The 24,842-nt window shown below is 65.2% G+C and carries 26 protein-coding genes; 15 read left to right on the forward strand and 11 right to left on the reverse strand.

The window, feature by feature from the left end; genetic code table 11:
- Positions 1–2: 2 nt before the first annotated feature.
- The 6 genes from fabG (at position 3) to gmk (ending at position 5,330) form a co-directional block, all read left to right on the forward strand.
- Positions 3–740 carry a 3-oxoacyl-[acyl-carrier-protein] reductase gene (gene fabG, locus F9929_RS05640; protein WP_152045563.1) on the forward strand — a complete coding sequence of 246 codons (738 nt, stop codon included), beginning with the start codon at positions 3–5 and terminating at the stop codon, positions 738–740.
- Between the two features lie 134 nt (positions 741–874).
- The gene (locus F9929_RS05645; protein WP_152045564.1) at positions 875–1,111 is read left to right on the forward strand and encodes an acyl carrier protein; all 237 of its coding nucleotides are present in this window, start codon (positions 875–877) and stop codon (positions 1,109–1,111) included.
- A gap of 40 nt (positions 1,112–1,151) precedes the next feature.
- Positions 1,152–2,417 (forward strand): beta-ketoacyl-ACP synthase II, encoded by a 1,266-nt coding sequence (fabF, locus tag F9929_RS05650; protein WP_152045565.1) that lies wholly within the window; start codon positions 1,152–1,154, stop codon positions 2,415–2,417.
- 128 nt (positions 2,418–2,545) lie between these two features.
- Positions 2,546–3,718 carry an endolytic transglycosylase MltG gene (mltG, locus tag F9929_RS05655; protein ID WP_152045566.1) on the forward strand — a complete coding sequence of 391 codons (1,173 nt, stop codon included), beginning with the start codon at positions 2,546–2,548 and terminating at the stop codon, positions 3,716–3,718.
- A 47-nt stretch (positions 3,719–3,765) separates the two neighbouring features.
- A complete protein-coding gene (locus tag F9929_RS05660) occupies positions 3,766–4,656 on the forward strand; it encodes a YicC/YloC family endoribonuclease (protein WP_152045567.1) in 891 nt (296 codons plus the stop codon).
- Positions 4,653–5,330 (forward strand): guanylate kinase, encoded by a 678-nt coding sequence (gene gmk, locus F9929_RS05665; protein ID WP_152045568.1) that lies wholly within the window; start codon positions 4,653–4,655, stop codon positions 5,328–5,330. Before F9929_RS05660 ends, gmk begins: the two co-directional genes overlap by 4 nt.
- Here the strand turns inward: gmk and rsmA are convergent.
- The 6 genes from rsmA to F9929_RS05695 form a co-directional block, all read right to left on the reverse strand.
- On the reverse strand, positions 5,327–6,154 hold the full coding sequence (rsmA, locus tag F9929_RS05670) for a 16S rRNA (adenine(1518)-N(6)/adenine(1519)-N(6))-dimethyltransferase RsmA (RefSeq protein WP_152045569.1): 828 nt from the start codon (positions 6,152–6,154) through the stop codon (positions 5,327–5,329). The genes gmk and rsmA overlap by 4 nt on opposite strands.
- A complete protein-coding gene (gene pdxA, locus F9929_RS05675) occupies positions 6,151–7,161 on the reverse strand; it encodes a 4-hydroxythreonine-4-phosphate dehydrogenase PdxA (protein ID WP_152045784.1) in 1,011 nt (336 codons plus the stop codon). Before pdxA ends, rsmA begins: the two co-directional genes overlap by 4 nt.
- A 29-nt stretch (positions 7,162–7,190) precedes the next feature.
- Positions 7,191–8,126, reverse strand: a complete 936-nt coding sequence (locus tag F9929_RS05680; protein WP_152045570.1) for a SurA N-terminal domain-containing protein — start codon at positions 8,124–8,126, stop codon at positions 7,191–7,193.
- Between the two features lie 93 nt (positions 8,127–8,219).
- Positions 8,220–10,616: an LPS-assembly protein LptD gene (locus F9929_RS05685; RefSeq protein WP_235919045.1), complete on the reverse strand. Its 2,397-nt coding sequence runs from the start codon at positions 10,614–10,616 to the stop codon at positions 8,220–8,222.
- Between the two features lie 55 nt (positions 10,617–10,671).
- On the reverse strand, positions 10,672–11,748 hold the full coding sequence (gene lptG, locus F9929_RS05690; protein WP_152045572.1) for an LPS export ABC transporter permease LptG: 1,077 nt from the start codon (positions 11,746–11,748) through the stop codon (positions 10,672–10,674).
- Positions 11,749–11,752: 4 nt separating this feature from the next.
- Complete coding sequence (locus F9929_RS05695) at positions 11,753–12,940, reverse strand: LptF/LptG family permease (protein WP_152045573.1); 1,188 nt, start codon at positions 12,938–12,940, stop codon at positions 11,753–11,755.
- A 267-nt stretch (positions 12,941–13,207) separates the two neighbouring features.
- Here F9929_RS05695 and F9929_RS05700 point away from each other — a divergent pair, with 267 nt between their 5' ends.
- Together F9929_RS05700 and F9929_RS05705 are read left to right on the forward strand one after the other, a co-directional pair.
- A complete protein-coding gene (locus tag F9929_RS05700) occupies positions 13,208–14,710 on the forward strand; it encodes a leucyl aminopeptidase (RefSeq protein WP_152045574.1) in 1,503 nt (500 codons plus the stop codon).
- Positions 14,711–14,725: 15 nt separating this feature from the next.
- On the forward strand, positions 14,726–15,178 hold the full coding sequence (locus F9929_RS05705) for a DNA polymerase III subunit chi (protein ID WP_152045575.1): 453 nt from the start codon (positions 14,726–14,728) through the stop codon (positions 15,176–15,178).
- Positions 15,179–15,184: 6 nt separating this feature from the next.
- On the opposite strand, the gene F9929_RS05710 is transcribed toward F9929_RS05705, so the two are convergent.
- Positions 15,185–15,973, reverse strand: coding sequence for an alpha/beta fold hydrolase (locus F9929_RS05710; RefSeq protein WP_152045576.1), 789 nt, complete (start codon positions 15,971–15,973; stop codon positions 15,185–15,187).
- Between the two features lie 89 nt (positions 15,974–16,062).
- Entirely contained in the window at positions 16,063–17,946 is a 1,884-nt protein-coding gene (locus F9929_RS05715; RefSeq protein WP_152045577.1) for an ABC-F family ATP-binding cassette domain-containing protein, read from the reverse strand.
- 100 nt (positions 17,947–18,046) lie between these two features.
- On the opposite strand from F9929_RS05715, the gene F9929_RS05720 reads away from it, so the two are divergent.
- Positions 18,047–18,265, forward strand: a complete 219-nt coding sequence (locus F9929_RS05720) for a type II toxin-antitoxin system VapB family antitoxin (protein WP_152045578.1) — start codon at positions 18,047–18,049, stop codon at positions 18,263–18,265.
- A complete protein-coding gene (gene vapC / locus F9929_RS05725) occupies positions 18,262–18,657 on the forward strand; it encodes a type II toxin-antitoxin system VapC family toxin (protein WP_152045579.1) in 396 nt (131 codons plus the stop codon). The genes F9929_RS05720 and vapC overlap by 4 nt, the downstream gene beginning before the upstream one ends.
- Here vapC and F9929_RS05730 read toward each other — a convergent pair.
- Entirely contained in the window at positions 18,654–19,160 is a 507-nt protein-coding gene (locus tag F9929_RS05730) for a DinB family protein (protein WP_152045580.1), read from the reverse strand. The genes vapC and F9929_RS05730 overlap by 4 nt on opposite strands.
- A 99-nt stretch (positions 19,161–19,259) precedes the next feature.
- Here F9929_RS05730 and ndk point away from each other — a divergent pair, with 99 nt between their 5' ends.
- The 5 genes from ndk (at position 19,260) to F9929_RS05755 (ending at position 23,335) form a co-directional block, all read left to right on the forward strand.
- The gene (ndk, locus tag F9929_RS05735) at positions 19,260–19,682 is read left to right on the forward strand and encodes a nucleoside-diphosphate kinase (protein ID WP_152045581.1); all 423 of its coding nucleotides are present in this window, start codon (positions 19,260–19,262) and stop codon (positions 19,680–19,682) included.
- Between the two features lie 160 nt (positions 19,683–19,842).
- The gene (gene uvrC, locus F9929_RS05740; protein WP_152045582.1) at positions 19,843–21,894 is read left to right on the forward strand and encodes an excinuclease ABC subunit UvrC; all 2,052 of its coding nucleotides are present in this window, start codon (positions 19,843–19,845) and stop codon (positions 21,892–21,894) included.
- Between the two features lie 92 nt (positions 21,895–21,986).
- Positions 21,987–22,568, forward strand: coding sequence for a CDP-diacylglycerol--glycerol-3-phosphate 3-phosphatidyltransferase (gene pgsA, locus F9929_RS05745; protein WP_152045583.1), 582 nt, complete (start codon positions 21,987–21,989; stop codon positions 22,566–22,568).
- 45 nt (positions 22,569–22,613) lie between these two features.
- Complete coding sequence (gene moaD, locus F9929_RS05750) at positions 22,614–22,865, forward strand: molybdopterin converting factor subunit 1 (protein WP_152045584.1); 252 nt, start codon at positions 22,614–22,616, stop codon at positions 22,863–22,865.
- A 5-nt stretch (positions 22,866–22,870) separates the two neighbouring features.
- On the forward strand, positions 22,871–23,335 hold the full coding sequence (locus F9929_RS05755; RefSeq protein ID WP_152045585.1) for a molybdenum cofactor biosynthesis protein MoaE: 465 nt from the start codon (positions 22,871–22,873) through the stop codon (positions 23,333–23,335).
- Between the two features lie 3 nt (positions 23,336–23,338).
- On the opposite strand, the gene F9929_RS05760 is transcribed toward F9929_RS05755, so the two are convergent.
- Positions 23,339–24,112 carry a chromosome partitioning protein ParA gene (locus F9929_RS05760; RefSeq protein WP_152045586.1) on the reverse strand — a complete coding sequence of 258 codons (774 nt, stop codon included), beginning with the start codon at positions 24,110–24,112 and terminating at the stop codon, positions 23,339–23,341.
- A 130-nt stretch (positions 24,113–24,242) separates the two neighbouring features.
- Complete coding sequence (locus tag F9929_RS05765) at positions 24,243–24,842, reverse strand: glutathione S-transferase (RefSeq protein WP_152045587.1); 600 nt, start codon at positions 24,840–24,842, stop codon at positions 24,243–24,245.

Below are 24,842 nucleotides of genomic sequence, written 5' to 3' on the forward strand. Positions count from 1 at the left end.
CCATGTTCGATCTGACCGGCCGCAAGGCGCTCGTCACCGGCGCCAGCGGCGGCATCGGCGAAGCGATCGCCAGGGCCTATCACGCCGCCGGCGCGAGCGTCGGCCTCCATGGCACGCGCCGCGAGAAGCTGGAGGAGTTGGCCGCTTCGCTGGGCGAGCGCGCTTATGTGCTCCCCGCCGATCTCGGCAGCCGCGAAGGACAGGCGGCGCTCGCCGAGGACGCCGAGAAGGCGATGGAAGGCGTCGACATCCTCGTCAACAATGCCGGCATCACCAAGGACGGTCTTTTCGTGCGCATGTCGGACGAGGACTGGGACAGGGTGCTGGAGGTGAATCTCACCGCCGCCATGCGGATCGCGCGCGGCCTCGCCCATCCCATGATGCGCCGCCGCTACGGGCGAATCATCAACATCACCTCCGTTGTCGCCGTGACCGGCAATCCCGGCCAGGCGAACTATTGCGCCGCGAAGGCCGGCATGATCGGCTTCACCAAGTCGCTGGCGGCGGAAATCGCCTCGCGCAACGTGACGGTGAACTGCATCGCGCCCGGCTTCATAGAAAGCGCCATGACCGACAAGCTGAACGACAAGCAGAAGGAGGCGATCATGGGCGCCATCCCGATGCGCCGCATGGGTTCGGGCGCGGAAATCGCCGCGGCGGCCGTGTTTTTGGCCTCGTCCGAAGCGTCCTACGTGACCGGCCAGACCGTTCACGTGAACGGCGGCATGGCGATGATCTGACCGTTTTCGGGCCGTTTCGAGGCCCGGTCGGCGGATTTCTTCGGAGCCAAGGCCCCGCGGAATAGTTCCACAGCTTGATTCAACCGCCCGCCGCGTCTAACCAGAGCGGCGAATTCTACAAACGAGGAATACACATGAGCGATGTCGCGGAACGCGTGAAGAAGATCGTGGTCGAGCACCTGGGCGTCGAAGCCGACAAGGTGACGGAGAACGCGAGCTTCATCGACGACCTGGGCGCCGACAGCCTCGACACCGTCGAGCTCGTGATGGCCTTCGAGGAAGAGTTCGGTGTCGAGATTCCGGACGATGCCGCCGAGACGATCCTGACGGTCGGCGACGCCGTCAAGTTCATCGAGAAGAACCAGTCCTAACATAAGCGCCGGCGCGCACGCTTTTGCGATCGGGAGCGTAATGAGACGAGTCGTCATTACCGGCGTCGGGATTGTCAGTCCTCTCGGCGCGGGCGCGGGCATCACTTGGAAGCGCCTTCTGAGCGGTCGAAGCGGTGCGCGTCGGATCGAAACCTTCGAGGTTTCGGACCTTTCCTGCCAGATCGCCTGCGAGATCCCTCGCGGCGACGGCTCCGACGGCACCTTCAATCCCGACCAGTGGATGGAGCCGAAGGAACAGCGCAAGGTCGACGACTTCATTCTCTTCGCGGTCGCGGCGGCGTCGGAGGCTTTGGACGACGCGGATTGGCATCCCGAAACGGATGAGGATCAGTGCGCCACCGGCGTGATGATCGGTTCCGGCATCGGCGGCCTTCGAAGCATCCAGGAAACCTCCCTCGTGATGAACGAGAAGGGTCCGCGCCGGGTCAGCCCGTTCTTCATCCCCGGCAGCCTGATCAATCTGGCGTCGGGGCAGGTCTCGATCCGCAACAAGCTGCGCGGCCCGAACTCCTCCGTGGTGACCGCTTGCTCCACGGGCGCGCATGCCATCGGCGACGCCTCGCGCCTCATCGCGCTCGGCGATGCCGACGTGATGGTGGCGGGCGGCGCCGAATCGCCCGTGTGCCGCCTCGCGGTCGCGGGCTTTGCCGCCTGCAAGGCGCTTTCCACCCATTTCAACGACGATCCGACCCGTGCTTCGCGTCCCTATGACAAGGACCGCGACGGCTTCGTCATGGGCGAGGGCGCCGGCATCGTGGTTCTGGAAGAACTGGAACACGCGAAAGCGCGCGGCGCCAAGATCTATGCCGAAGTGATCGGCTACGGCATGTCCGGCGATGCCTATCACATCACCGCGCCGGCCGAATCCGGCGACGGCGCTTATCGCTGCATGACGGCGGCGCTGAAGCGGGCGGGCGTGAAGCCGGAAGAGATCGATTACATCAACGCGCACGGCACCTCGACGCCGCTCGGCGACGAGATCGAGCTTCGAGCCATCGAACGGGTGCTCGGCGATGCGGCGGAAGGGCGGCTGATGTCCTCCACCAAGTCGGCGATCGGCCATCTTCTCGGCGCTGCGGGTTCGGTGGAGGCGATCTTCTGCGCCCTCGCGATCCGTGATCAGGTCGTGCCGCCGACGCTCAATCTCGACAATCCTTCGGTGGACACGCGGATCGATCTAGTGCCGCACGAAAAGCGCTCCGCCAGGATCGACGTCGCCCTTTCCAACTCCTTCGGATTCGGCGGCACCAACGCTTCGCTTGTGCTGCGCCGCTACGCGGGCTGACGGCCAAGAGGTCAGCTTCGCCCATCCGTCTTTCGCCACATTGGATTCTTAAGAGATCGCACCCGATACGACGAGTGCGATCCGGGGCGTCGGATCGGGGCTTCGGGGCCAAGCGGGCGCGCCACAGCATGACGGGGACGGGTTTGAGTCAGGAACCGAGCACCGGTGATGGATCGAGCGGGCGCGGGGTCTCGCAGGCGCAAGGTGGGGCGCTGCCGCCCCAGCGCCCGATCAAGCCGGCCCGGCGCTCTCGCGGTGCGCGAAGCCGCGTCGTCGTGTTCTTCAATTTCCTTTTATCGGGCGCCTTGATCCTCTGCCTCGTTGCCGGCGGCGTGGCGCTTTGGGGCCGCTCGCAGTTCGAGGGACCGGGCCCGCTCGGCACTGCCGCGACGATGGTCGTGCCGAAGAACACCAGCCTCGAATCGATCGCCGGCAATCTGCAGCGCGCCGGCATCGTCAGCGACGCGCGCATCTTCGAATATGGCGTGCGCCTCACCAAGTCCGCCGCCAAGCTGAAGGCTGGCGAATACGGCTTCGAGCCCGGCATTTCGATGCGCGGCGTCCTCGACAAGCTGACGAGCGGCGACTCCATCCTGCATTCCGTGGTGATCCCGGAAGGCTGGACGGTGCGGCAGGTCTTCGACCGCATCGCCGCCGAGGACGTCCTGACCGGCGACATGCCGCCGATGCCGGGGGAAGGGTCGCTTCGCACGGACACGTACCGCGTCCAGCGCGGCATGCAGCGCGCCGAACTCGTCCGCAAGATGCAGGAAGCGCAGAGTGATCTCGTGCAGGAAATATGGGCGCGGCGCGACAAGGACCTGGGGCTGAAGGATATCGGCCAGTTCGTGACGCTGGCGTCCATCGTGGAAAAGGAAACCGGCAAGGCCGACGAGCGGCCGCGCATCGCGGGCGTGTTTCTGAACCGTCTCAAGAAGGGGATGCGGCTCCAGTCCGATCCGACCATCATCTACGCGGTCTGGGGCGGAGCGGGCAAACCGTCGGACGAGCCGATCCGACAGTCGCATATCCGCAACGAAAGCCCCTACAACACCTATGTCGCCAAGGGGCTGCCGCCGGGACCGATCGCCTGTCCCGGCCGCGCGGCGCTGGAAGCCGTCGCCAATCCCGCCGCCACGAAGGACGTTTATTTCGTCGCCGACGGCGATGGCGGCCACCTTTTCGCGACAACGCTGGACGAGCACAACGCCAATGTGCGCCGCTATCGCGAGATCGAGAAGCAGCGCAACCTGCCGGTTCCGGCCACTGTCGGTCTGGACGACGCTGCGCTCGCGCAGTAATCGCTCCGTCTTCTGGCCGCATGTCGCGGCGCAAGGGAGACGGCCATATGCCCGTCGCGAGCATGACGGGCTTTGCCCGTTCCGAAGGAATCGCCGGCATCGGCGCCTTCGCCTGGGAGATCCGCTCCGTCAACGGCAAGGGGCTGGAACTCCGCCTTCGCTTGGCGGGGAGCCTCGACGTTCTGGAACCTGAAATTCGCCGGCTCGCCGCGCAGCGCTTTTCGCGCGGCAATCTCCAGATTTCGCTGAGCGTCGCCTCCAATGCCGAGCGCTCGCGCTTCACGGTGAACGAGGCCGTGCTGGCCGAGATCCTGGCGCTCAGCGACCGGCTGGTCGCAGCCGGCCATGCCGTGACCCCGACCGCCGACGGCATTCTTTCCATCCGCGGCGTGGTGGAGGCTCAGGAAACCGGCGCCGCACCGGAGCTTTCCGCCGAGGACCGGGCCGGCCTTCTCGCCGCCTTCGGCGCGGCGCTGGATCAACTGGCCGCCGTGCGCGAAGAAGAAGGACGGGCGATCGCCGATGTGCTTCGCGCCCGGCTGCGATCGCTGGACGAACTCGTCGCCGCCGCCGAAAGCGATCCGTCCCGCATGCCGGAGGCGATCCGGGCGCGGCTCGGCGAACAGATCGCGTTGCTTCTCGGCTCGACCAGCGCTTCGCTGGACGAGGGCAAGTTTCTGGCCGAGGCGGCCCTGATCGCGACGCGGGCGGATGTGGGGGAGGAGATCGACCGGCTGCGCGCCCATGTCGAGGCGGCGGGCAAACTTCTCGAAGCCGGCGGCCCGATCGGGCGACGGCTCGATTTTCTTTCACAGGAATTCAACAGAGAATCGAATACCCTCTGCGCGAAATCCAACGCGACCTCGCTGACCGCGATCGGCCTTGAATTGAAGATCGTCGTGGATCAGTTTCGCGAGCAGGTGCAGAATATCGAATGAGCGACTTGGCCGGACAAACCTCCCATACCGGGATCGAGCGACGTGGCATCATGCTGATCCTGTCTTCGCCGTCCGGCGCAGGCAAATCCACGATCGCCCACAACCTTCTCGAAACGGACAACCGCTTTTCCTTGTCCGTCAGCGTGACGACGCGCCAGCGCCGGCCGAGCGAGATCGCCGGGCGGCACTACCATTTCATCAAGCAGGACGAGTTCGAGCGGCTGCGGGCCGGCGACGCGCTGCTGGAATGGGCGGAGGTTCACGGCAATCTCTACGGCACGCCGCGCGACCCGGCCGAAACGGCGATGCGCGAAGGCCGCGACATGCTCTTCGACATCGACTGGCAGGGCGCCGAGCAACTTCAGGCGAAGGCCAAGTCCGATATCGTTTCGGTCTTCATCCTGCCACCCACCATGGAGGAACTCCGCAAGCGCCTGATGCGCCGCGCGGAAGACTCCAAGGACACGATCGAAAAGCGGCTGAAGAACGCTCGGCGTGAGATCGAGCGCTGGACGGACTACGATTATGTCGTGGTGAACCACGATCTGACGCAGGCCTTCACCGAAGTCCAGGCCATCGTCGCGGCCGAACGCCTCAAACGCGATCGTCGTCCGGGCCTCGACGCCTTCGCCTCGACGCTGATCGGGCAGCCGCTCGACGGGATCGACGTTTAAAGCAGCGAGGCGAGGCGGCAGAACTCTTCGACGCTCAAGGTCTCGGCCCGCCGCTGCGGATCGATGTCGGCGCGCGAAAGAAGGGCTTCGCCGCCGATGCTCTTGAGGCTCTGGCGCAGCATCTTGCGGCGTTGGCCGAAGGCGGCAGCGGTGACGGTTTCGAGCTTCCGGAGCGGGACGGGGATCGGATCGGGGCGCGGCTCGATGCGCACGATCGAGGACGTCACCTTCGGCGGCGGCGTGAACGCCTCGCGCGAGACGTCGAACAGAATGGATGGGCGGGTGCGCCAGCCGGCAAGAACGCCCAGCCGTCCATAGGCATCGCCGCCCGGCGGCGCGACGATACGCTCGGCGACTTCCCGCTGGAACATCAGCACCATCTGCGTCCAACGCGGCGGCCAGCCTTCCGTCGTGATCCAGTTGACGAGAAGCTGCGTGCCCACATTGTAGGGAAGGTTCGCGACGATCTTGAACGGCCCGCCGCCCGTGACCGCAGCGAGATCGACGGTCAGCGCGTCGGCCTCGATCACCTGGAGGCGGCCCGGATAATGGCGCTCGACATCGGCAAGAGCCGCCACGCAGCGCGGGTCCTTCTCGATGGCGATGACGCGCGGCGCGCCGTTGGCGAGAAGCGCCCGCGTGAGCCCGCCGGGACCCGGCCCGACTTCCACCACGGTTTCGTCGCCGAAGGGCTGCGCCTGGCGCGCGATGCGGCCGGTAAGGTTGAGGTCCAGAAGAAAGTTCTGTCCGAGCGAGCGGCGCGGATCGAGCCCGTGCGTCGCCATGACCTCGCGCAGGGGCGGCAGACCGTCGACCGTGCTCAAGCAGCGACCGGAACGCTGGAAGCCTTGGCCGTTGCCATGCGGGCGGCGAGGCGGATCGCGGCGATCAAGCTGTCCGGCCTCGCCCTGCCGGTGCCGGCAAGGCTTGCCGCCGTGCCGTGATCGGGCGAGGTGCGGATGATGGGAAGGCCGAGCGTCACGTTGACCGTTTCGTCGAAGGCGATGGTCTTGGCCGGGATCAGCGCTTGATCGTGATACATGCAGAGCGCGACGTCGTAGCCGACGCGCGCTTGCCCGTGAAACATCGTATCGCCGGGCAGGGGACCGAAGGCGTCGATGCCCTCGGCCTGAAGGCGTTCCACCGCCGGACGGATCACCGTCTCGTCTTCCGTGCCGATCGCGCCGCGCTCGCCGGCATGCGGGTTGAGTCCGGAAACGGCAAGGCGTGGATGCGGGACGCCGAGAAGCTCGATAAGCCCGCGCACCGTGATGCGTGCCGTTTCCACGATGAGGTCCGTGGTGAGGTGCTTCGGCACCTGCGACAAGGGAATGTGGATCGTCACGGGCACGCAGGACAGCTCCGGCCCGGCCAGCAGCATCACGGGAACGACGGTGTCGCCGGTGATCGTCGCGCAAAGGTCGGCGAGATATTCGGTGTGGCCGGGATGGCGGAAACCGGCGTCGTAGAGCGCCTTCTTATCGATCGGGCAGGTGACGATGCCGGCGCAGCGCCCGTCGAGCGCCAGCCGCGTCGCGCGGTCGATGGCCTCCACCGTGCCGAGCGCGTTCGCGACGTCGAGCTGTCCCGGCGTTTCGCCGTGGCGGTTGGCGAGCGGCAGAACCGGCAGGGCATGGCCGAAGGTCTCGGCGGCCAGCGAGGGCGTTTCGATCACGGCGATCGAGACGTCGATCTTCAAGCGCGCGGCGCGCGCGCGCATCATGTCCGGGTCCGCCAGCATGAAGAAGGGCGGCAGGCCGAGGCTCGCGCGGTCGCGATAAGCATGGAGCGCAATATCGGGGCCGACGCCGGCGGGCTCGCCGACGGTCATGGCCAAGGGCAGAAAGCTCGCCTCGTGGATCAACGCTTGATGATCGCCGCCTTGGACTTCAGCTTTTCCAGAAGCTTGGCGTCCGGCCCGCCCGCCTTGCGGCTATTCTCCATTTCCTCCGTCTGGAACACCATCGCGGCGACCTTGTCGTCGGAAACGCTGCGCGAGGAACACACGGCGATGAACTCGACGCCCTTTTCGGTCGCGAGCGGGGGGGTGGTGCCGGTGTTGGAGATGCGAGAAACGGACTCCTTCCAGGCACTCGGAAGCTCGGGCTGCGACACGCGACCGAGTTCGCGCACGGTCACGTCGCGCAGGCCCTTGGCGATCTCGTAATTGTTCGGGCAACCGGTGAAGCGGTTGCGCATGCCGTTGGCTTCCTTCATGCGCGTGTCCTTCAGCGCCGCCTGCTTGGCGGGCGGAATCACGAAGATCACCTGCTGCAGGAGGTACTCGGTCGTGCTCGGCTTGTTGCCGCCGGCCGACAGCATGCGCTGGACGACGTCCTGCTCCGACAAACGCTTTGTGTCGGAGCGCATGGAAGCCTGCACGGCCTGCCCCCAGCCCATCTGGACGCGGATGTAATCCTTGAAGGCCTTGGCCGAGAAGCCTGCCTGGCTCAGCACCATGCCGAGCTGCTCGTTCGTCAGCTTGTTGTCGGTGGCGAACTTGGCGAAGGCCTGCTCCACGGCCTCGTCGGGAATGCGGATGCCGAGACGCTTGGTTTCCTGCTTCTTCAGCGCCTCGTCGATCAACTCGTCCGTCGCCACCTGCCGCGGATCGCCCTTCATGCGCCGAAGCTTCACGAAGGGAATGCGCTGCTGGATCGCGAAGGTCGTCACCGGCTCCTTGTTGACGATGATGGCGATCTCCGAAGCCGCCATGGACGGCACGGTGGCGGCGGCCGTCGTCGCAGCCACGAGCATCGCCAGCGCGGCGCGCTGCAACAATCGGCGTCCGGTCATCTCCCGCGTTCCCTTATCTTGCCTGCAGGCGCCAGCGCCCGTCGTGCCCCTCATGCGTCACGCCCCTAGCGCGGACCTTTGGCGAAACGATGGTCACTCGTCGTCGTTGATCTTGTACTTGTATTCGGCATCGGCGACCGTGCGCAACGACAGCTTGAACAGGATCTCGTTCTGCGAGTCGTTCAACTGGTAGTTGTCCTCGGTCTGGCTGTACTGGGCGAGCAGGCTGAAGCACTCGTCGAGATAGCCGATGCCGACCGACCGCGAGATCACGGCACTGTTCTCGATGTCGTAGCCGACCGAACCGTAGGCCGTCCATTCCTGGGTCAGTTTCAGGTTGGCCGCGATGCCGGCCTGGCTACGGTCCTCGGGGAAGCCGTAGATCGGCTGGGCGTCGATCTGCGAATAGGTCAGGCCGACGCCGAAGCGCGTATTGGCATAGGCCGTCGTCAGATCGGTGCGGCGGACATCGAAGGTTTCCTCGTCGAGCCGCGTGCCGACGCCGAACTGGAGGCCGATCGGCGTGCCGAGCGCGATCGATCCGACATAATCGGAGCGGTCGGTTTCGAGCCCCGAATCAGGCCCGACGAGAGCCGGGTCGAGGTTCTGGAACGGGTTCTGCCCGGCGATGTGGAAGGACTCGCCGGCCGTGGCGTTGATCCAGTAGCCGCTGTCGAAATTACCGGAATAGCGCACGCCGAGATTGGCGCGTGTGCCGCCCTCGATCCGGTCGTAGCCGGAGAACTTGTCGAGAGAGAACAGGTTGGTGGTGTCGAAAACGAGGCTCTGGGCATCCTCGTTCGGCAGGTTGCCGACATTCGTCTCGTTCGGGCGCAGCACGACTTGCGCGATCGGCTCGACGATATGGGACGAGCCGTTCCCCTCGAAGAGGATTGGATAGCGCGCTTCGAGCCCCGCCGCCGCCATGCCGCGTACGCCCGACGAATCGATCTCGGAAGCGCCGAAGCTGCCCGCCGCGTCGTTGGAGAAGTCGAAGCCGCCCGTCGACATGTCGGTGCGGTAGAGATCGCCGCGCAGGCTGGCGAAGGGGGTCAGGAGAAGGCCCCCCTCCGTGGTGAGCGTGCGGCGCCATTCGGCCGAAAGGGTGCCGCGCGAATAATCGCCTTCCATCGCGCGCCGGCGGAAGAAGTCGTTCCTGTAGCCGAGCCCGGTCGCCGTGCTGGCCTGACAGCTTCCGTTCGTGAAGAAGTCGGGATCGCAGAGCAGAAATTCCGACGCCCGCGTGTCGGCATCGGAACGGCGCAGGTTGATGACGTTGGCGTTGAGCTGGATCTCGCCGCCGAAGGGCGCTTCCTCGATGCGCTCGTAATCGAGCGTCGGGAAGATGTCCGGCTGAACGTCTTGGTCACTTATGCCGCGGCTTGCGTCGTTGTCGGTCTGAATGTCGAAGCGTTGGGCGCGCAGGTCGAAGAAGCTGCGGTCGCCAAGACCGGTCAGGTAGATTTCCGAGGTATGGAAGGTTTGATCGAAATTGTCGATGTCGTAGGTATTGGCGAAGTTGCGGTCGCTTTGCGCCAGGATGTCCCAGCCAACCGTCCAGTCCTCGTTGATCGCGAAACGGCCGGTGGTGCCGATCATGCCGCGATCGACATTGTTGTAGTCCGGCGTGCCGAGGTTGAAAGATTCGGGGTCGCGCTGCGAGATGCCCGCCGCCTGGAGGGTGTAGTAGCCGTCGCCGACCGCCTGGCGGAACTCGACCTCGCCGAGAAAGCCCTGCTTGGAATAATAGGTGCCCGCCACCGTCGCGTCGTAGCTGTCGGACAGGGCGAAGAAATAGGGCACGCGCAAGCCGAAGCCGCGCGCGTCGGATTGCGAGAAGGACGGCGTCAGGAAGCCGCTTTTCCGCTTCACCGTTGGATCGGGCTGCGAGAAGTAGGGCAGGTAGGCCAAGGGCGCCCCGAACAATTCGAAGCTCGCGCCGTAGTAACGGACGACCTTTTCCTTCTGGTCCCAGACGATCTTGCGCGCCTTCACCTGCCAAAGGGGCGCTCGCTCGGGATGTTTTCCGCAGGCCTCGCAGGCGGTGTAGACGCCGCGCTCGAAGGTCGTGACGTTGCCGTTCTCGCGCACCGCGCCCTGCGCGGCGAAGCGGGTGTTGTCCGGCGTTTCGATGCGCAGCGCACGGATGAAGCCGTCGGCGAAATCGTCCGTGATGTCGGCCGAGTCGGCATAGATCTTGTTGCCGTCCGGCTGTTCGAGCTGGACGTCGCCCGTCGCGATGAGGCGGCGGGTCTTCTGGTTGTAGATCACCTTGCGGGCAACGAGCTTGTAGTTGCCGTAGTCGATCTGGACGCCGCCCGCGGCCGTCACGACCGCGTTGTTGCTCTCGTAGGAAACGGTATCGGCTTCCAGAAACAGCTTGGCGTCGGATGGCACGGAGATGTTGGCCGGCAGCGGCGCGACCGGCGCTTGAGCCGCCGCGCCGGAAACGGCGCAGAAAAGCGCGCAGGCGGCGACGCCCGCGAACAAGGCTGTTCTTCGGCCAGAATCATGCATCAGGCGCGAGTTCCCCCTCGCTTTCATACTAACCGTCCTCCTGGTGCAGCAGGATCGTTACCCCGAACGATCCGGCCGCGACGACCGGGAACCACGCCGCAACGACCGGCGGAACCACCGAATTGCTTCCCAGCGCCTGCGCCAGGAAGGTTACGACATACAGAACGAATCCGGCGGCGACGCCGCTGAGGATCGTCCTACCAGACTGGCCGGTGCGGGCAAACCGCACCGCAACCGTCGCAGCAAGCAAGGTCATGGCGACGAATAACGCGGGTTTGGCTACCAGAGTGTTGAAATGCATGGAGAAAGCCTCCGCATTGTAGCCAAGGCTGCGGGCGATCTCGATCTTGGAATAAAGCGCCCAGATCGGGATTGCCTGTGGATCGCCGATGCGCTGCTCGACATATTCGGGCTTCAGCGAGGTCGGCAGGCGAAAACTCTCCATGCGCTGCGGGGTCTGGCCGATGGTCGACACGGTCGGCGCGTCGAGAATCCAGGCACCCTGAACGAGCCGCGCCTTGGCGGCGTCGATGCGCTCGGAAACGGTTCCGTTGCCGTCCATAACGAAGGCGGTGACGCCGCCGAGGGTCAGCCCGCCGTCCGAAACGGCCTTGGCGCCGATGAGTGAATCGACGCCTTCGCTGTTCTGCCGAAGCCAGGGCGAGAAGCGGGTTTGCTGGGGACCCTTGCCGGCAAGGCTCGTCTCGATGCGGTTGGAGAGTTCCTGCGTGTAGGCGGCGACCGGGTTGTAGAGAAGTGTCGCGGCCACGCCGAGGAGGATGGACCCCCCCACGAAGGGCAGGAGGATCTGCCACACAGAAACGCCGGCCGCTCTCGCCACCACCAGTTCGTAGCGGCGGTTGAGGGTCAGAAGCGTGAAAATCGACGAGAACAGGACGATGAACGGGAAGGCCTGCTCGATAAAGGACGGAACACGCAGGGCCGACATGGCGGCCAACGTCGTGAAGGCCACGTCCTCGAACTTGCCGCGCCGCGACAGCTCGATCACGTCGATCAGGTAGACGAGCGCGAACACGGCGACCAGCGTCGAGAAGAAGCTCGAAAGGTAGCGCCGGAAGAAATAGCGGTTCAGCGTTCCGGGCATCGCGCTACGACACCCTTCCGCCGCTGCCGGCGCCGGCCGGATCGCGCTGGAACATGCGCCCGAGCGCACCGAAGGCATCGCCCACCCGCACCAGCGCCCGCGCTTCCGAGATGTCGGTATCCGACCACAAAAGGAAGGCGCTGGAGGCGATCGACGCCAGGGGGAGGAGATAAGCCAGGAACCGATAGTCCGCGTTCTGGTCGATCATGGCGAGCGCCACGAAGCCGAGGGCTTTGAGCCCCAGCGCCCCGGAAAGCCCGAGCGTCATCGCCGGCCCCGAGCCCTGCCGATTGGTGCGCGGACGGCCGGCGACCACCAGCGCCCAAAGCGCGAAGGCGATCGGATAAAGCCAGTCGGAAAAGCGCTGCGTCAGCTCCTTGGCGAAAGCCGCCGGCTTGGCCTGCATGGCGCTGTCGGTGGCGTCGGTGCGCAGAAGCTCCAGCGTCGAGCGTTCCGAGGTGCGAATCCAGTCGCCGTCGCTTTCCGGTCGCAGCGAAGCCAGATCGAAGGCATAGGTCTGGAACTGGATCACGGACACCGCGCCGTCGGCCGGATTGCGCCGGTGGACCTGCCCGTTGCGAAGAAGAAGGAAGCTCTGGCCGTCGCGGTCCATGAGCTGCGCTTCCCTCGCGAAATAGTTGAGATCCGTCGCGGGATCGCGGTGGTCCGACATGAAGAGGTTCTGGATGGTGGAGCCGCGCACGTCGCCGACGCTGACCACGAGCCCGTCCTGAATCTCCTCGAAGCGGCCGGGCGTCAGGAAAAGCGTGATGGCGTCGGCGTTCACGGCGCGAAGCCCGTTATAGAAGGCGCTTTGCGCTACCGGGCCGACCATGTGCGAGATCAGGAGAATGAGAAGCGCGCCGGTCGCGCCGAGTGCCAGGATCGGCTTGATGACGACGAGGCTGCGCGCGCCCGATGCCGCGATCACGGCCCGCTCGGAATCGGCGTTGAGGGCGTTCAAGGCCTGCACCGCGCCGATCACCACGGCGAAGGGCACGACGCCCGCCGCCAGATCCGGGATCAACATCATGGCGATCCAGAGCATGTTGCCGGCGGCGCCCGCGCTGGAGCGCACGATGTCGACGCGTTGGAGGGCCTGCACGATCCAGACGATCAGAACGAGCGAACCCAGGGCGCCGAGCGAGAAGGCCATGGCCCTCCGGAAGATGTAGCGCTCGAGAAGGCTCATGAGGTTGATGTCGTCTTCTCGAAACGCCGACCCGCGGCCGGTCTCGGCTTCGCGTCTGCCTCCTGCCGATGCTGACCCCGTTTGGCTAAGAATATGCCAACGGAGGTGGTTAACAACTTCTTAACCGTCCCCCCGAGCCTTGCAAAGCGGGCCTCGGCATCCACCATTCGCGTTGTGTCCTTTCCAACACGATCCCGATCGTGCAAGACGGCGGCGAATGCCGCGTTTCGGCGAATGCTGGTTCCGGCCTTGCCTTGAGGAGTTCCCATGTCCGAACGCCCGTCCATCCGATTTTCGAATCTTCAAGCGCCGTCCGAAGGCGTTCTCGTGCTTCTTGCCGGCGAAGGTGGCAGCGCTGGGGCATCCTTGCCGCCGCACCTGAAGGAAGTGGTGGAAAGGGCGGCCGCGAAGGCGAAATTCAAAGGCAAGAGCCTCGCGACGCTGGAAATCCTCGCACCGGCCGGCTCTGAGCTCGATCGGATCGTCGTGATCGGCACGAAGTCCGACAAGCCGCAGGGCGATGAGGACTGGCTGAAACTCGGCGGCACCGTGGCGGCCAAGACCAAGGGCGCGCCAACCGTGACCGTGCTGGCGGAAGGGCCGGAAGGTTCGCTCGGTGGGGCTGAGGCGGCGGCGGTGGCCTCCGGCATTCTCCTGCGCAGCTATTCCTTCGATCGCTACAAGAGCAAGAAGAAGAACGGCGAGGCGGAGGAAGAGCAGGCCGAGGTCGCGCAGAGCTTCACGCTCGGCGTCGCCGATCCGGCAGCAGGCGAAACCGCCTTCGCGCTCCATTCGGCGGTGGCGGACGGCGTCGTTCTGGCTCGCGATCTCGTCAACGAGCCCGCCAACGTCCTCGGTCCCGTCGAGTTCGCCGAGCGCATCGCCGAGTTGTCGAAGCACGGCGTCGATGTCGAGATCCTGGAAGAGCCGAAGCTGCGCGAATTGAAGATGCTGGCCCTGCTCGGCGTGGCCCAAGGCTCGCCGCGCCCGCCGCGCCTCGTGGTGATGCGCTGGGACGGCGGCGGCGACGACGAGGCGCCGGTCGCGTTCGTGGGCAAGGGCGTCGTGTTCGATACGGGCGGCGTGTCCATCAAGCCGGCCGCCGGCATGGAAGACATGAAGGGCGACATGGGCGGTGCGGCGGCCGTGGTCGGCCTGATGCGCGCGCTCGCCGGCCGCAAGGCCAAGGTCAACGCCATCGGCATCGTCGGCCTCGTGGAGAACGCGGTGGACGGCAACGCGCAGCGGCCGGGCGACATCGTGACGGCCATGTCCGGCACCACGATCGAGGTCCTGAACACCGACGCCGAAGGGCGGCTCGTTCTGGCCGATGCGCTCTGGTACTGCCAGGACCGGTTCAAGCCGAAGTTCATGGTCAACCTCGCGACCCTCACCGGCGCGATCATCGTGGCGCTCGGCAATAACTATGCCGGCCTCTTCTCCAACAGCGACGAACTCGCCGAGCGCCTGTCCGCTTCGGGCCTCGCGACCGGGGAGAAGGTATGGCGCATGCCGCTCGGCCCCGAATACGACAAGCAGATCGAGGGCAAGTTCGCCGACATCAAGAATATCGGCAACGGGCGCTCGGCCGGCTCCATCACGGCCGCGCAGTTCCTGCAGCGCTTCGTCAACGACGTGCCATGGGCGCATCTCGATGTGGCGGGAACCGCCATGGGCTCGCCGGCCAACGAGTACAACCAGTCCTGGGCGTCCGGCTTCGGCGTCCGGCTTCTCGACCGCCTCGTGGCGGACCACTACGAAAAGCGCTGATCCCGAAAGGTTCGCGTGGCCGAGGTTCTCTTCTATCACCTCACCGAAAGCCGGCTGGAGGATGCGCTTCCCGAACTTCTGGAGCGCAGCCTTCAGCGCGGCTGGCGGGCCGTGGTGCAGGCGGTGAGCCAGGAGCGTCGCGACGCGCTCGACCATCACCTTTGGGTCTTTCGCGACGACGCCTTCCTGCCGCACGGCACGGACGCCGATTCCAGCGGCGCGCTTCAGCCCGTGCTTCTGACGGTCGATCCGGCGCAAGCCGCGAACGATCCGCAGATCAGGTTCATGGTGGAAGGCGCGGTGCCGAACGACCTTTCGGCCTATGTGCGCGGTGTCTATCTCTTCGACGGCCATGACGAGGAACAGCTTGCCAGCGCCCGCGCGCGCTGGAAGGTGGAGAAGGCCGCCGGACACGAGGTCACCTATTGGCAGCAGTCGCAGGACCGGCGTTGGGTCAAGAAGGCTTGACCGGCCTCAGCCGTCGATGAAATCGAGAACCGCCTTGGCATAGCCCTCCGGGTCCTCGATCGGGGCGGAATGGCCGACATTGGGCAGGATCGTCAGCTTCGCGCCCGGAATGGATTTGGCGAGAAACAGCGTGTGATCGCGGCTGATCGCTTCGTCATGTTCGCCGATCGCGATCATGGTCGGCACGGTGATCGAGGCGAGCTGTTCTTCCGAGAAGTTCGGCTCGTTCCACCAGAGCGCGTGAATCTCGTCGGTGATGTCGTCGTAGTGCTGAAGCGTCGGCAGGTCGCGGCCTTCCGCGATGGCCTCGGCATAGGCGATCGCCCCATCCGGCGTCGCGTTGGCCGCCTGCACGAACATGGCCGACAAGCGGTCCGGGTGGCGGATCGCGATATCGAGACCGATAATCCCTCCATCGCTCCAGCCGACGAGCGCGACCTTGTCGAGCTTGAGCTGGTCGAGCAGCGCCAGATAATCGTCCGCCATCAGATCGTAGGTGATCGGCACCTCGTCGCGGGTGGAGCGGCCCTGGCCCCGGCTGTCGGCGACGATGACTTCGTGATTCTTCGAAAGCGTGGCGATCTGGCGGCGCCAGACATCGCTGCTGGACAGGCCGCCCGGAATCAGGAGCAGCGGGCTGCCTTTGCCGTAGACCTGATAGAAGAGCGAAATGCCATCGACCTGGGCAAACCCGGAGTCGCGCGGCCTCGGACCGTAGTTCCCGACCGCGAGCGCCGGCAGGATGGTAAGAGCGCCGAACATCAAGGCGGTCGCCGTCGTCCAACGCCATGCCATCGCAGCGCTCCGAAAGGGTTTATGAAGCCTTTATGTAGCGCTGGGCAGAACGGAGCAAGCTCCCTGCGACGCACGAAAGCGAGAGCCTGTCAGCCGAGCGCGGCCTCGTGCTCGGCTGACAAGGAAAGCCAGCGCTCCTCGGCCTCGGCAAGCTGCTGGCCGGCCGTTTCGCGCTCGCGCGACACCTCGCCGGCCTTGCGCGGGTCCTTCTCGAAAAAGCCCGGCGCGGCCATTCGTTTGTCGAGCGCAGCCGTTTGCGTTTGAAGCTTCTCGATCCTGGATTCGAGGTTGCGAAGTTCCTTCTGGATGGGCCCGAGAGCGATGCGCTTGGGGGGCGGGGGCGTTGCCTCGCGGCTGCGGGCGGCCTCGCGGGGACTGTCCTTTTCCTTGTCCTTCTTGCCGCCGCGCCGGGCGGACAGAACGATCTGCTTGTATTCGTCGAGATCGCCGTCGAATTTCGACACGGTGCCGTCCGCGACGATCCAGAGACGGTCGACGGTGGCTTCCACCATGTGCCGGTCGTGGCTGATGAGGATCACCGCGCCCTCATATTCGTTCAAGGCGCGCACCAGGGCCTCGCGCGAATCGATGTCGAGATGGTTCGTCGGCTCGTCGAGGATGAGGAGGTCCGGCTCGCCGAAGGTCGCGAGACCCATCAGGAGACGCGCCTTCTCGCCGCCGGACAGGGCATCGGCCTTCGTGTCCATCTTGGCGGTGGCAAGTCCCATGCGAGCGACCTTGGCGCGGACCTTGGCTTCCGGCGCGTCCGGCATCAGGCGGCGCACGTGCTCCACCGCGCTCTCATCCGGCCTCAGGTCGTCGATCTGGTGCTGCGCGAAGAAGGCGACCTTCAAGCCGGGCGCCTTCACGATCTCGCCTGAGCGGGCTGACAACTGCGCGGCCAGGAGTTTGGCGAAGGTGGACTTGCCGTTGCCGTTGGCACCGAGCAGCGCGATGCGGTCGTCCGTGTCGATGCGAACGGTGACGCGCTTCAGGATCGGCGTGGCGTCGCCGTAGCCGACCGCCACATCGTCCATGCGCACGATGGGCGAGGCGGGGCGGCGCTCGCCGGCGTCGAAAGCGAACGGCGCGACATGGTCCTCGATCACTGAAGCCAACGGCTTCATCTTTTCCAGCGCCTTCAAGCGGCTTTGCGCCTGACGGGCCTTGGAGGCCTTGGCGCGGAAGCGCTCCACGAAGGCTTCCATGTGGGCGCGGGCAGCGTCCTGCTTCACCTTCGCCTTTTGCTGGAGTTCCAGCTTCTCGGCACGCTGACGCTCGAAGGAATCGTAGTCGCCGCGGTAATAGACGAGCTTCAACTGGTCGAGATGGATGATGGAATTGACGGCGTTGTTGAGGACGTCGCGGTCGTGGCTGATGACGATCACGGTGTGGGGATAACGCGCGACGAAGGTTTCCAGCCAGAGCGTGCCTTCGAGATCGAGATAGTTCGTCGGCTCGTCGAGAAGGAGAAGGTCGGGCTGCGAGAACAGAACGGCGGCGAGCGCCACGCGCATCCGCCAGCCGCCGGAAAAGGAGGAAACGGGCCGCGCCTGCGCCTCGGCATCGAAGCCGAGGCCCGACAGGATCGCGCCGGCGCGCGCTTCGGCCGAATAGGCGTCGATATCGTTGAGGCGAAGATGGATGTCGGCGATGCGGGTCGGGTCGGTCGCCGTTTCGGCTTCGGCGAGAAGCGCCATGCGTTCCTCGTCGGCGGCCAGCACGATCTCCAGAAGCGATTCACTCGTGCCAGGCGCTTCCTGCAACACCTGGCCGATGCGCATTCCCTTCGGGATCTGCACGGAGCCGCTTTCGGACGCGAGCTCGCCCGTGATGACGCGGAACAAGGTCGATTTGCCCGCGCCGTTGCGCCCGACAAGCCCGGCCTTGGCGCCGTCCGGCAGCGTCAGGCTGGCATGGTCGATGAGAAGCCGTCCGGCGACGCGCGCGGAAAGATCGTTGATCTGAAGCATGGCCGGCTTTTCGCATGGCAAGCGAGGAGGGGGAAGAGCGTTGTGAGGTGGGAAGGGGATGTGTATAGTGTGCATTGATTATACACATTGGAGGGCGGGTATGCGAACGAATATCGATATCGACGACGACCTGATGAAGCGGGCCATGGAGGTGCTGGGCCTCAAGACCAAGAAGGAAACGGTCGAGGAAGCTTTGAGAACGATCGTGAAACAGCGGGAAGCGCATGAAGCCTTGATGGCTCTCTACGGGACCGTGAAGTGGGAAGGTGATCTCGATCAGATGCGCCGCAACCGTCCGCAGGCAGAGGGCGACTGGTGATCCTGGTCGATACATCGGCATGGATCGACTACTTCAAGGGAATAGATCTCCCTTGGACGCGCGCGATCAGGGGCTTGTCGCTAAGCGACAAGATCGTCCTCGGAGATCTGGTCATCGTCGAAATCCTGCAGGGCATTCGAGACGAAAGGCGGCGTGTGCTCACCCGAGAAGCAATCTACCAGCATCGGACTGTCGCTCTTTGCAATCCTGCCATCGCCGAACAAGCAGCGGACAACTATCGCTTCCTACGCCGTAAGGGCATCACCATTCGCGGCACGATCGACGTCATCATCGCGACTTGGTGTATCGCCAACCGTGCCGCCATCATCCACAACGACCGGGACATGGCGGTGATGGAGCGCGAGCTTGGGCTCGTGTCCTTCCGCGCCTAGAACCCCATTCCGCTTTCGCGCTGGAACAGGATGAGGTCGAGACTCGGCGCTTCGCGTTTCATGCCCGTCAGGATCGCGTGGGCCTGTCCCCGATGATGCGTTTGATGATTGAAGAGGTGGCTGAGCACCGGCATGAGCGGCTGCGTGATGTCGCGCGGGTTCGTGACGGGGCGGTAGGTGAAGGGTGTCTGGAGCGCCGTTTCGTCGAGGCTGTCCACGAAGGCCACGATGCGCTCGTCTTCCGCCGCGCGGGCCTCGACGAGGGGAGCAAACTCGGGAAACAGGACGGCGTCCAGCCGGTCGGGCGCATCGCCGGTTCCCGTCATGCGCCGCATCCAGATCCGGTCGGTCGCCAGGAGGTGGTTCAGCGTTCCCGACATCGAGCGGAAGAAGACGCCTCGGTCGGCGGCGAACTCGTCCGGCGTGAGCTTTCCGGCGCAGTGGTAGAGCCGTCGGTTGGCCCAGCGATTGTAGTGGGCCATCATCCTGAAGGTGTCGTACATTCCCGTCACGTTCCGGTCCCTTGTCGTCCTGGCCTTGCCGCTCGGCGGCCTCGCGTTTATGAGAGCGCGACTCTCCAACGCCCGCAAGGAACATCATCCATGGCGATCGAACGCACCTTCTCCATGATCAAGCCGGACGCGACCCGTCGCAACCTGACCGGCGCGATCACCAAGATCTTCGAAGAGTCGGGCCTTCGCATCATCGCGTCGAAGCGCGTGTGGATGAGCCGCCGCGAGGCCGAGGGCTTCTACGCCGTCCACAAGGAGCGTCCGTTCTTCGGTGAGCTGGTCGAATCCATGTCCGCCGGTCCGACGATCGTGCAGGTGCTGGAAGGCGAGAACGCCATTTCGCGCAATCGCGAGATCATGGGCGCGACCAACCCGAAGGACGCCGCCGAAGGCACCATCCGCAAGCTGCACGCCCTGTCGATCGGCGAGAACTCGGTGCACGGCTCCGACGCCCCCGAGACCGCGAAACAGGAAATCTCCTACTGGTTTTCCGAGACCGAGATCGTCGGCTGAACCGACGATAGGCAGGTAAGTTTCGAGGCCGCCGCATCTCTCGATGCCGGCGGCCTTTTCGTTGGCGCGGAGCCGCCGCGACAACGCCGTTCTGGCAATGATCGTTGTTCGGCCTTAAATCCGGCTTCACCGCCGAACAGCATCGCAGGCCAATGCCCGAATGAGCAAGGACGACGACATCTTCGAAGATCTCGACGCCACCGAGGGCGACGAGGAGGACTTCGAGGAAGAAGGTGCGGAAAGCGCGGAGTTCGAGCCCGACAGCGCCGCGCTTCTGGCCGCCATCGACTGGGATGGGGCCGGCACGGTCGAGGGCGATCCGCTCCAGGGCGTCGATGTCATCATCGCGGCCGTGAAGCGTCTGCCGAACGATCCCGGCGTTTATCGCATGTTCGGCGCGGGCGGCGAGGTGCTCTACGTCGGCAAGGCGCGTTCCTTGAAAAAGCGCGTGGCGAGCTATACGCGGCTCACCGGCCACACCAACCGCATCATGCGGATGATCCGCGAAACGCGGGCCATGGAATTCGTGACGACGCGCACCGAAACGGAAGCGCTGCTGCTCGAAGCCAATCTCATCAAGCGTTTGCGGCCGCGCTACAACGTGTTGATGCGGGACGACAAGTCGTTCCCCTATATCCTCATCGGCGATGCGCACGAGGCGCCGGCCATCGTGAAGCACCGGGGCGCGCGCTCGCGAAAGGGTAGCTATTTCGGCCCCTTCGCCTCGGCCGGCGCGGTGACGCGCACGATCAACTCGCTGCAGCGCGCCTTTCTCCTGCGTACCTGTACGGACTCCGTCTACGAGACGCGCAGCCGGCCCTGCCTTCTCTACCAGATCAAGCGCTGCTCCGGCCCCTGCACGCGGGAAATATCGCTGGAGGATTATCGCAGCCTCGTCGGAGAGGCCGAGGGCTTCCTGTCCGGGCGCTCCAGCCAGATCAAGCAGGGGCTGTCGCAGGCCATGCAGGACGCTTCGCAGGAGCTCGACTTCGAGCGCGCCGCCGTGCTCCGCGACCGCCTGTCCGCGCTCGCCCATATCCAGAGTCATCAGGGCATCAACCCGCATGGGGTGGAGGAAGCGGATGTCTTCGCCATTCATTGCGAGGGCGGCCTGACCTGCATCCAGGTCTTCTTCTTCCGCACCGGCCAGAATTGGGGAAACCGCGCTTACTTCCCGCGCGCCGACGTTTCGCTGGAGCCGGCCGAAGTGCTCGGCGCCTTCATCGCGCAGTTCTACGACGATAAGCCGACGCCGCCCTTGATCCTGTCATCGCTCGACTTCGAGGACCGCACGCTTCTCGGCGAGGCCCTGTCGGTCCGTGCGAGCCGCAAGGTGCAGTTCGCGGTGCCGGCGCGCGGCGAGAAGCGCGATCTGGTGGATCATGCTCTCGCCAATGCGCGCGAGGCGCTGGGGCGACGGCTGGCGGAAACCTCGTCGCAGGCGCGACTTCTGGCCGGTTTGGCCGAGACCTTCTCGCTGCCGAACCCGCCGCGCCGCATCGAAATCTACGACAACTCGCATATTTCCGGCACCAACGCCGTCGGCGCGATGGTGGTGGCGGGGCCGCAGGGCTTTGCCAAGAACCAGTATCGCAAGTTCAACATCAAGGGCGCCGACATCACGCCCGGCGACGACTTCGGCATGATGCGCGAGGTGATGACGCGCCGCTTCTCGCGCCTCGTGAAGGAGCATGGTGAGGGTCCGACGCCGGTCGTGGAAAGCGAGGACAAGGAGGATATCCTGCATTCTGAGATGCCGGACTGGCCGGACCTCGTCTTCATCGACGGCGGCAAGGGGCAGATCACGGCGGTGCGCGCGATCCTGGAGGAACTCGGCATCGCCGAGAAGGTCACCACCATCGGCATCGCCAAGGGCGTCGACCGCGATGCGGGACGCGAGCGGTTCATCACGAAGGGGCGCGATCCCTTCACGTTGCCGCCACGCGATCCGGTGCTTTATTTTGTGCAGCGCCTGCGCGACGAGGCGCATCGCTTCGCCATCGGCTCGCACCGGGCGCGTCGCAAGAAGGAACTGACGCGCAATCCGCTGGACGAGATCGCCGGCATCGGACCATCCCGCAAGCGCGCGCTTCTGCACCATTTCGGCACGGCGAAGGCCGTGTCGCGCGCCGGGTTGGGCGATCTCCAGAAGGTCGAGGGCATCTCGGCGGCGACCGCGCAGATCGTCTACGATCATTTCCACGAGCGTTGACGCACGCTTTTCCTCTGTCTTCTTTCATCCAGCCGTTGATTTTCGCCACAGTGATGGATTGAAGGGAGAGTGCCTCCCGTACGAAAGTCGCAATGGCCACTCGCACCTTCAACCTTCCGAACCTCCTGACCTATGCGCGCATCCTTGCCGTGCCGCTTCTGGTTGTCTGCTTCTTCTGGGGAGGGAGCTTCGACGCCAGCGACAACGCGCGCTGGTGGGCGCTCGGCATCTTCGTGATCGCAAGCATCACGGACTATCTCGATGGTTATCTGGCGCGGGCCTGGCAGCAGACTTCCACCATCGGCCGGATGCTCGACCCCATTGCCGACAAGCTCTTGGTCGCGGCCTGCCTGCTTCTTCTGGCGGCGGGAGAAACCATCAAGGGCTGGTCGCTCTGGGCGGCGATCATCATCCTCTGCCGCGAAATCCTCGTGTCGGGGCTTCGCGAATATCTCGCCGAGCTGAAGGTCAGCGTACCCGTCACGCAGCTCGCCAAATGGAAGACGACGCTTCAGATGATCGCCGTCGCCTTTCTCCTGGCGGGGCCGGCCGGCGACAAGCTGATGCCGTATATGACCGAGATCGGCATCGCCGCGCTTTGGGCCTCGGCGATCGTGACGCTTTATACCGGCTACGATTACTTCCGCGCAGGCCTGCGCCATTTCCCCGACTGAGACGTTTCGCGTCCAAACAGGGGCAGACCTTCGCGGGAGAATGGCATGAAGCTTGTTTATTTCGCCTGGGTGCGCGAGCGGATCGGCGTGGCCGAAGAGGTGGTCGCGCTGCCGGCCGGCGTGGTGACGGTCGGCGATCTTCTTCATTGGCTGAAGGGGCGGGGCGTCGGCTACGAGGCCGCGCTCGTATCGCCGGAAACCATCCGCGTCGCGATCGACCAGGAGCATGTCGACCATTCCGAGCCGCTGGCCGGCGCGACCGAGATCGCGATCTTCCCGCCGATGACGGGGGGCTGAGCGTGATGGCGGCAAAGCTGCGGGTCGAGGTGCTGCCGGGGCGGATCGATCTTGGCGCGGAAGCGCGGCGGGTGGAGGACGGCGGGCGGATCGGCGCGGTCGTCACCTTCACCGGTTATTGCCGCGACGAGGGCGGGCGCTTGGCGGCGCTGGAACTCGAACACTATCCCGGCATGGCGGAAAAGGAACTGGAGCGCATCGCGACCCAAGCGGCCGAGCGTTTCGGCCTTCTGTCCGCTTCGGTTCTCCACCGCCACGGCAAGATCCCTCCTGGCGAGGAGATCGTTTTCGTCGCCTGCGCGGCCGAACACCGCCAAGCCGCCTTCGACGGCGCGTCGTTTCTGATGGACTATCTGAAGTCCGAGGCTCCCTTCTGGAAAAGGGAGCATCTGATCGGCGGCGGGGAGGGAGGCTGGGTGGACGCCAAGGCGTCCGACTCGGCCGCCATGGATCGCTGGCACCGCCTGTAACGGCTAGGCCGCCTGGCGGCGTCCGATCATCACGGCTTCGGCTGCGCGGGCGGCGAGCTTCGCGCCGTTCGATTTCAGGGCGTCGAGTTCCGCTGCCAGCGCCCGTGCTTCGGCCTGCGCGCGCACGAGGCCGGGCGCCTGTTTCTCCGTCAGCGTGAAGATCGTGCCGCCATACATGAAAGGCGCTTCGAAGGCGGCGCGCTGCGCGAGGCCGATGGGCAGGCGCTCCGTCGGCCGGTTCTCCATCTGCTTCTCGACGGCACGGGCGATCCGGCTCGGAATCTGCGCGATGGCGGTGGCGACGAAAGCCTGCCGGATTTCGCTGTCCTTCGTTTCCAAGCTGAGGAACTGATCGGTGGCAGCCGCCGCGAGGGCCGATAGCGGCGAAAAGCGCACCGGCACCAGCACCGTGTCGGCGACCCGCGCGCCGGCGCGCAGCATGTCCTGCGTGCGCCCTGCGTCGATCACCACCAGCATCTGCCGGTCGATGCCGTCATTGACGAGGGCGGCGAGGCGGCTCGGCTTGTCGCATTGAACGAGTTCGATCCCGTTCGGCCGTCCGGGCTTGGCGGCCCAGCTCGACAGATCGCCGTCCGGGCCCGCATCCACGAGAAGAACGGAAACGCCGGCCGAGGCGGCGGCCGAAGCGATGGTCAGCGCCAGCGTGGATGTTCCCGCGCTCTTGATCGATCCGATCGAGATGACGGGCAGATTGGCCGAACGGCCCCGACGCACCCGACGGGTGGCGGCGCGTGAAATCGCTGATGAAAAACCCATCGCCCTGAAAATCCTGGAAGTCTAGACCCGCTGCTCGAACTCGGCTGCGGGTCCATCTTCCGAAATGGGGATGGTGCGGACCTTGCTTAGCTGGAACAAATAAAGGTGATGTTAACCTTTTGTCCCACGCTCAGACTCTCGATTTGACGGCGTCGAGATCAGGATGGGCGGCCCAGAACTCCTCGTTCCAGCGGGCGAGGCGCGGATGCTCGGCTTCCCAGCGTCCGGCAAAGCGCAAGGCAAGCCATCCGGTGAGCGCCGCGACGGAAAGGTCGCCGAGCGTCGGCTTCCGCGAAACTTCGCCGATCAGCGTTTCCAGAACCGCCAGCCCGCGCAAGGCTTTCCGCCATTGCCGATCCGTCCACGCTTCATGGCGCTTTTCTTCCGGCCGGAAGCGGGCCTCGTAGAGCAGAAGAATGGCGGCATCCGCCACGCCGTCGGCGGTTGCTTCCAGGCGTCTGTCGGCGATCCATTCGGCGTCGGTCTGGGGCACGATTGCGTTGCCCGATATGCGATCGAAATATTCGCAGATCACCCGGCTGTCGTAGAGCGCGGTTCCGTCGTCCAGAAGAACGGTCGGAATCTTGCCGAGCGGGTTGGCGTCGAGGAGGTCGGCCGGTTCCGACACGGTGTCGACCACGACCTGTTCGTCGAAGGCGACATCGCAGCGGATCGCGGCCATTCGCACCTTGGCGGAGAAGGGCGAAGCGGGAGCGTGGAGAAGGCGCAT

The sequence above is a fragment of the Aureimonas psammosilenae genome, assembly GCF_009176975.1.
GTDB lineage: Bacteria > Pseudomonadota > Alphaproteobacteria > Rhizobiales > Rhizobiaceae > Plantimonas > Plantimonas psammosilenae.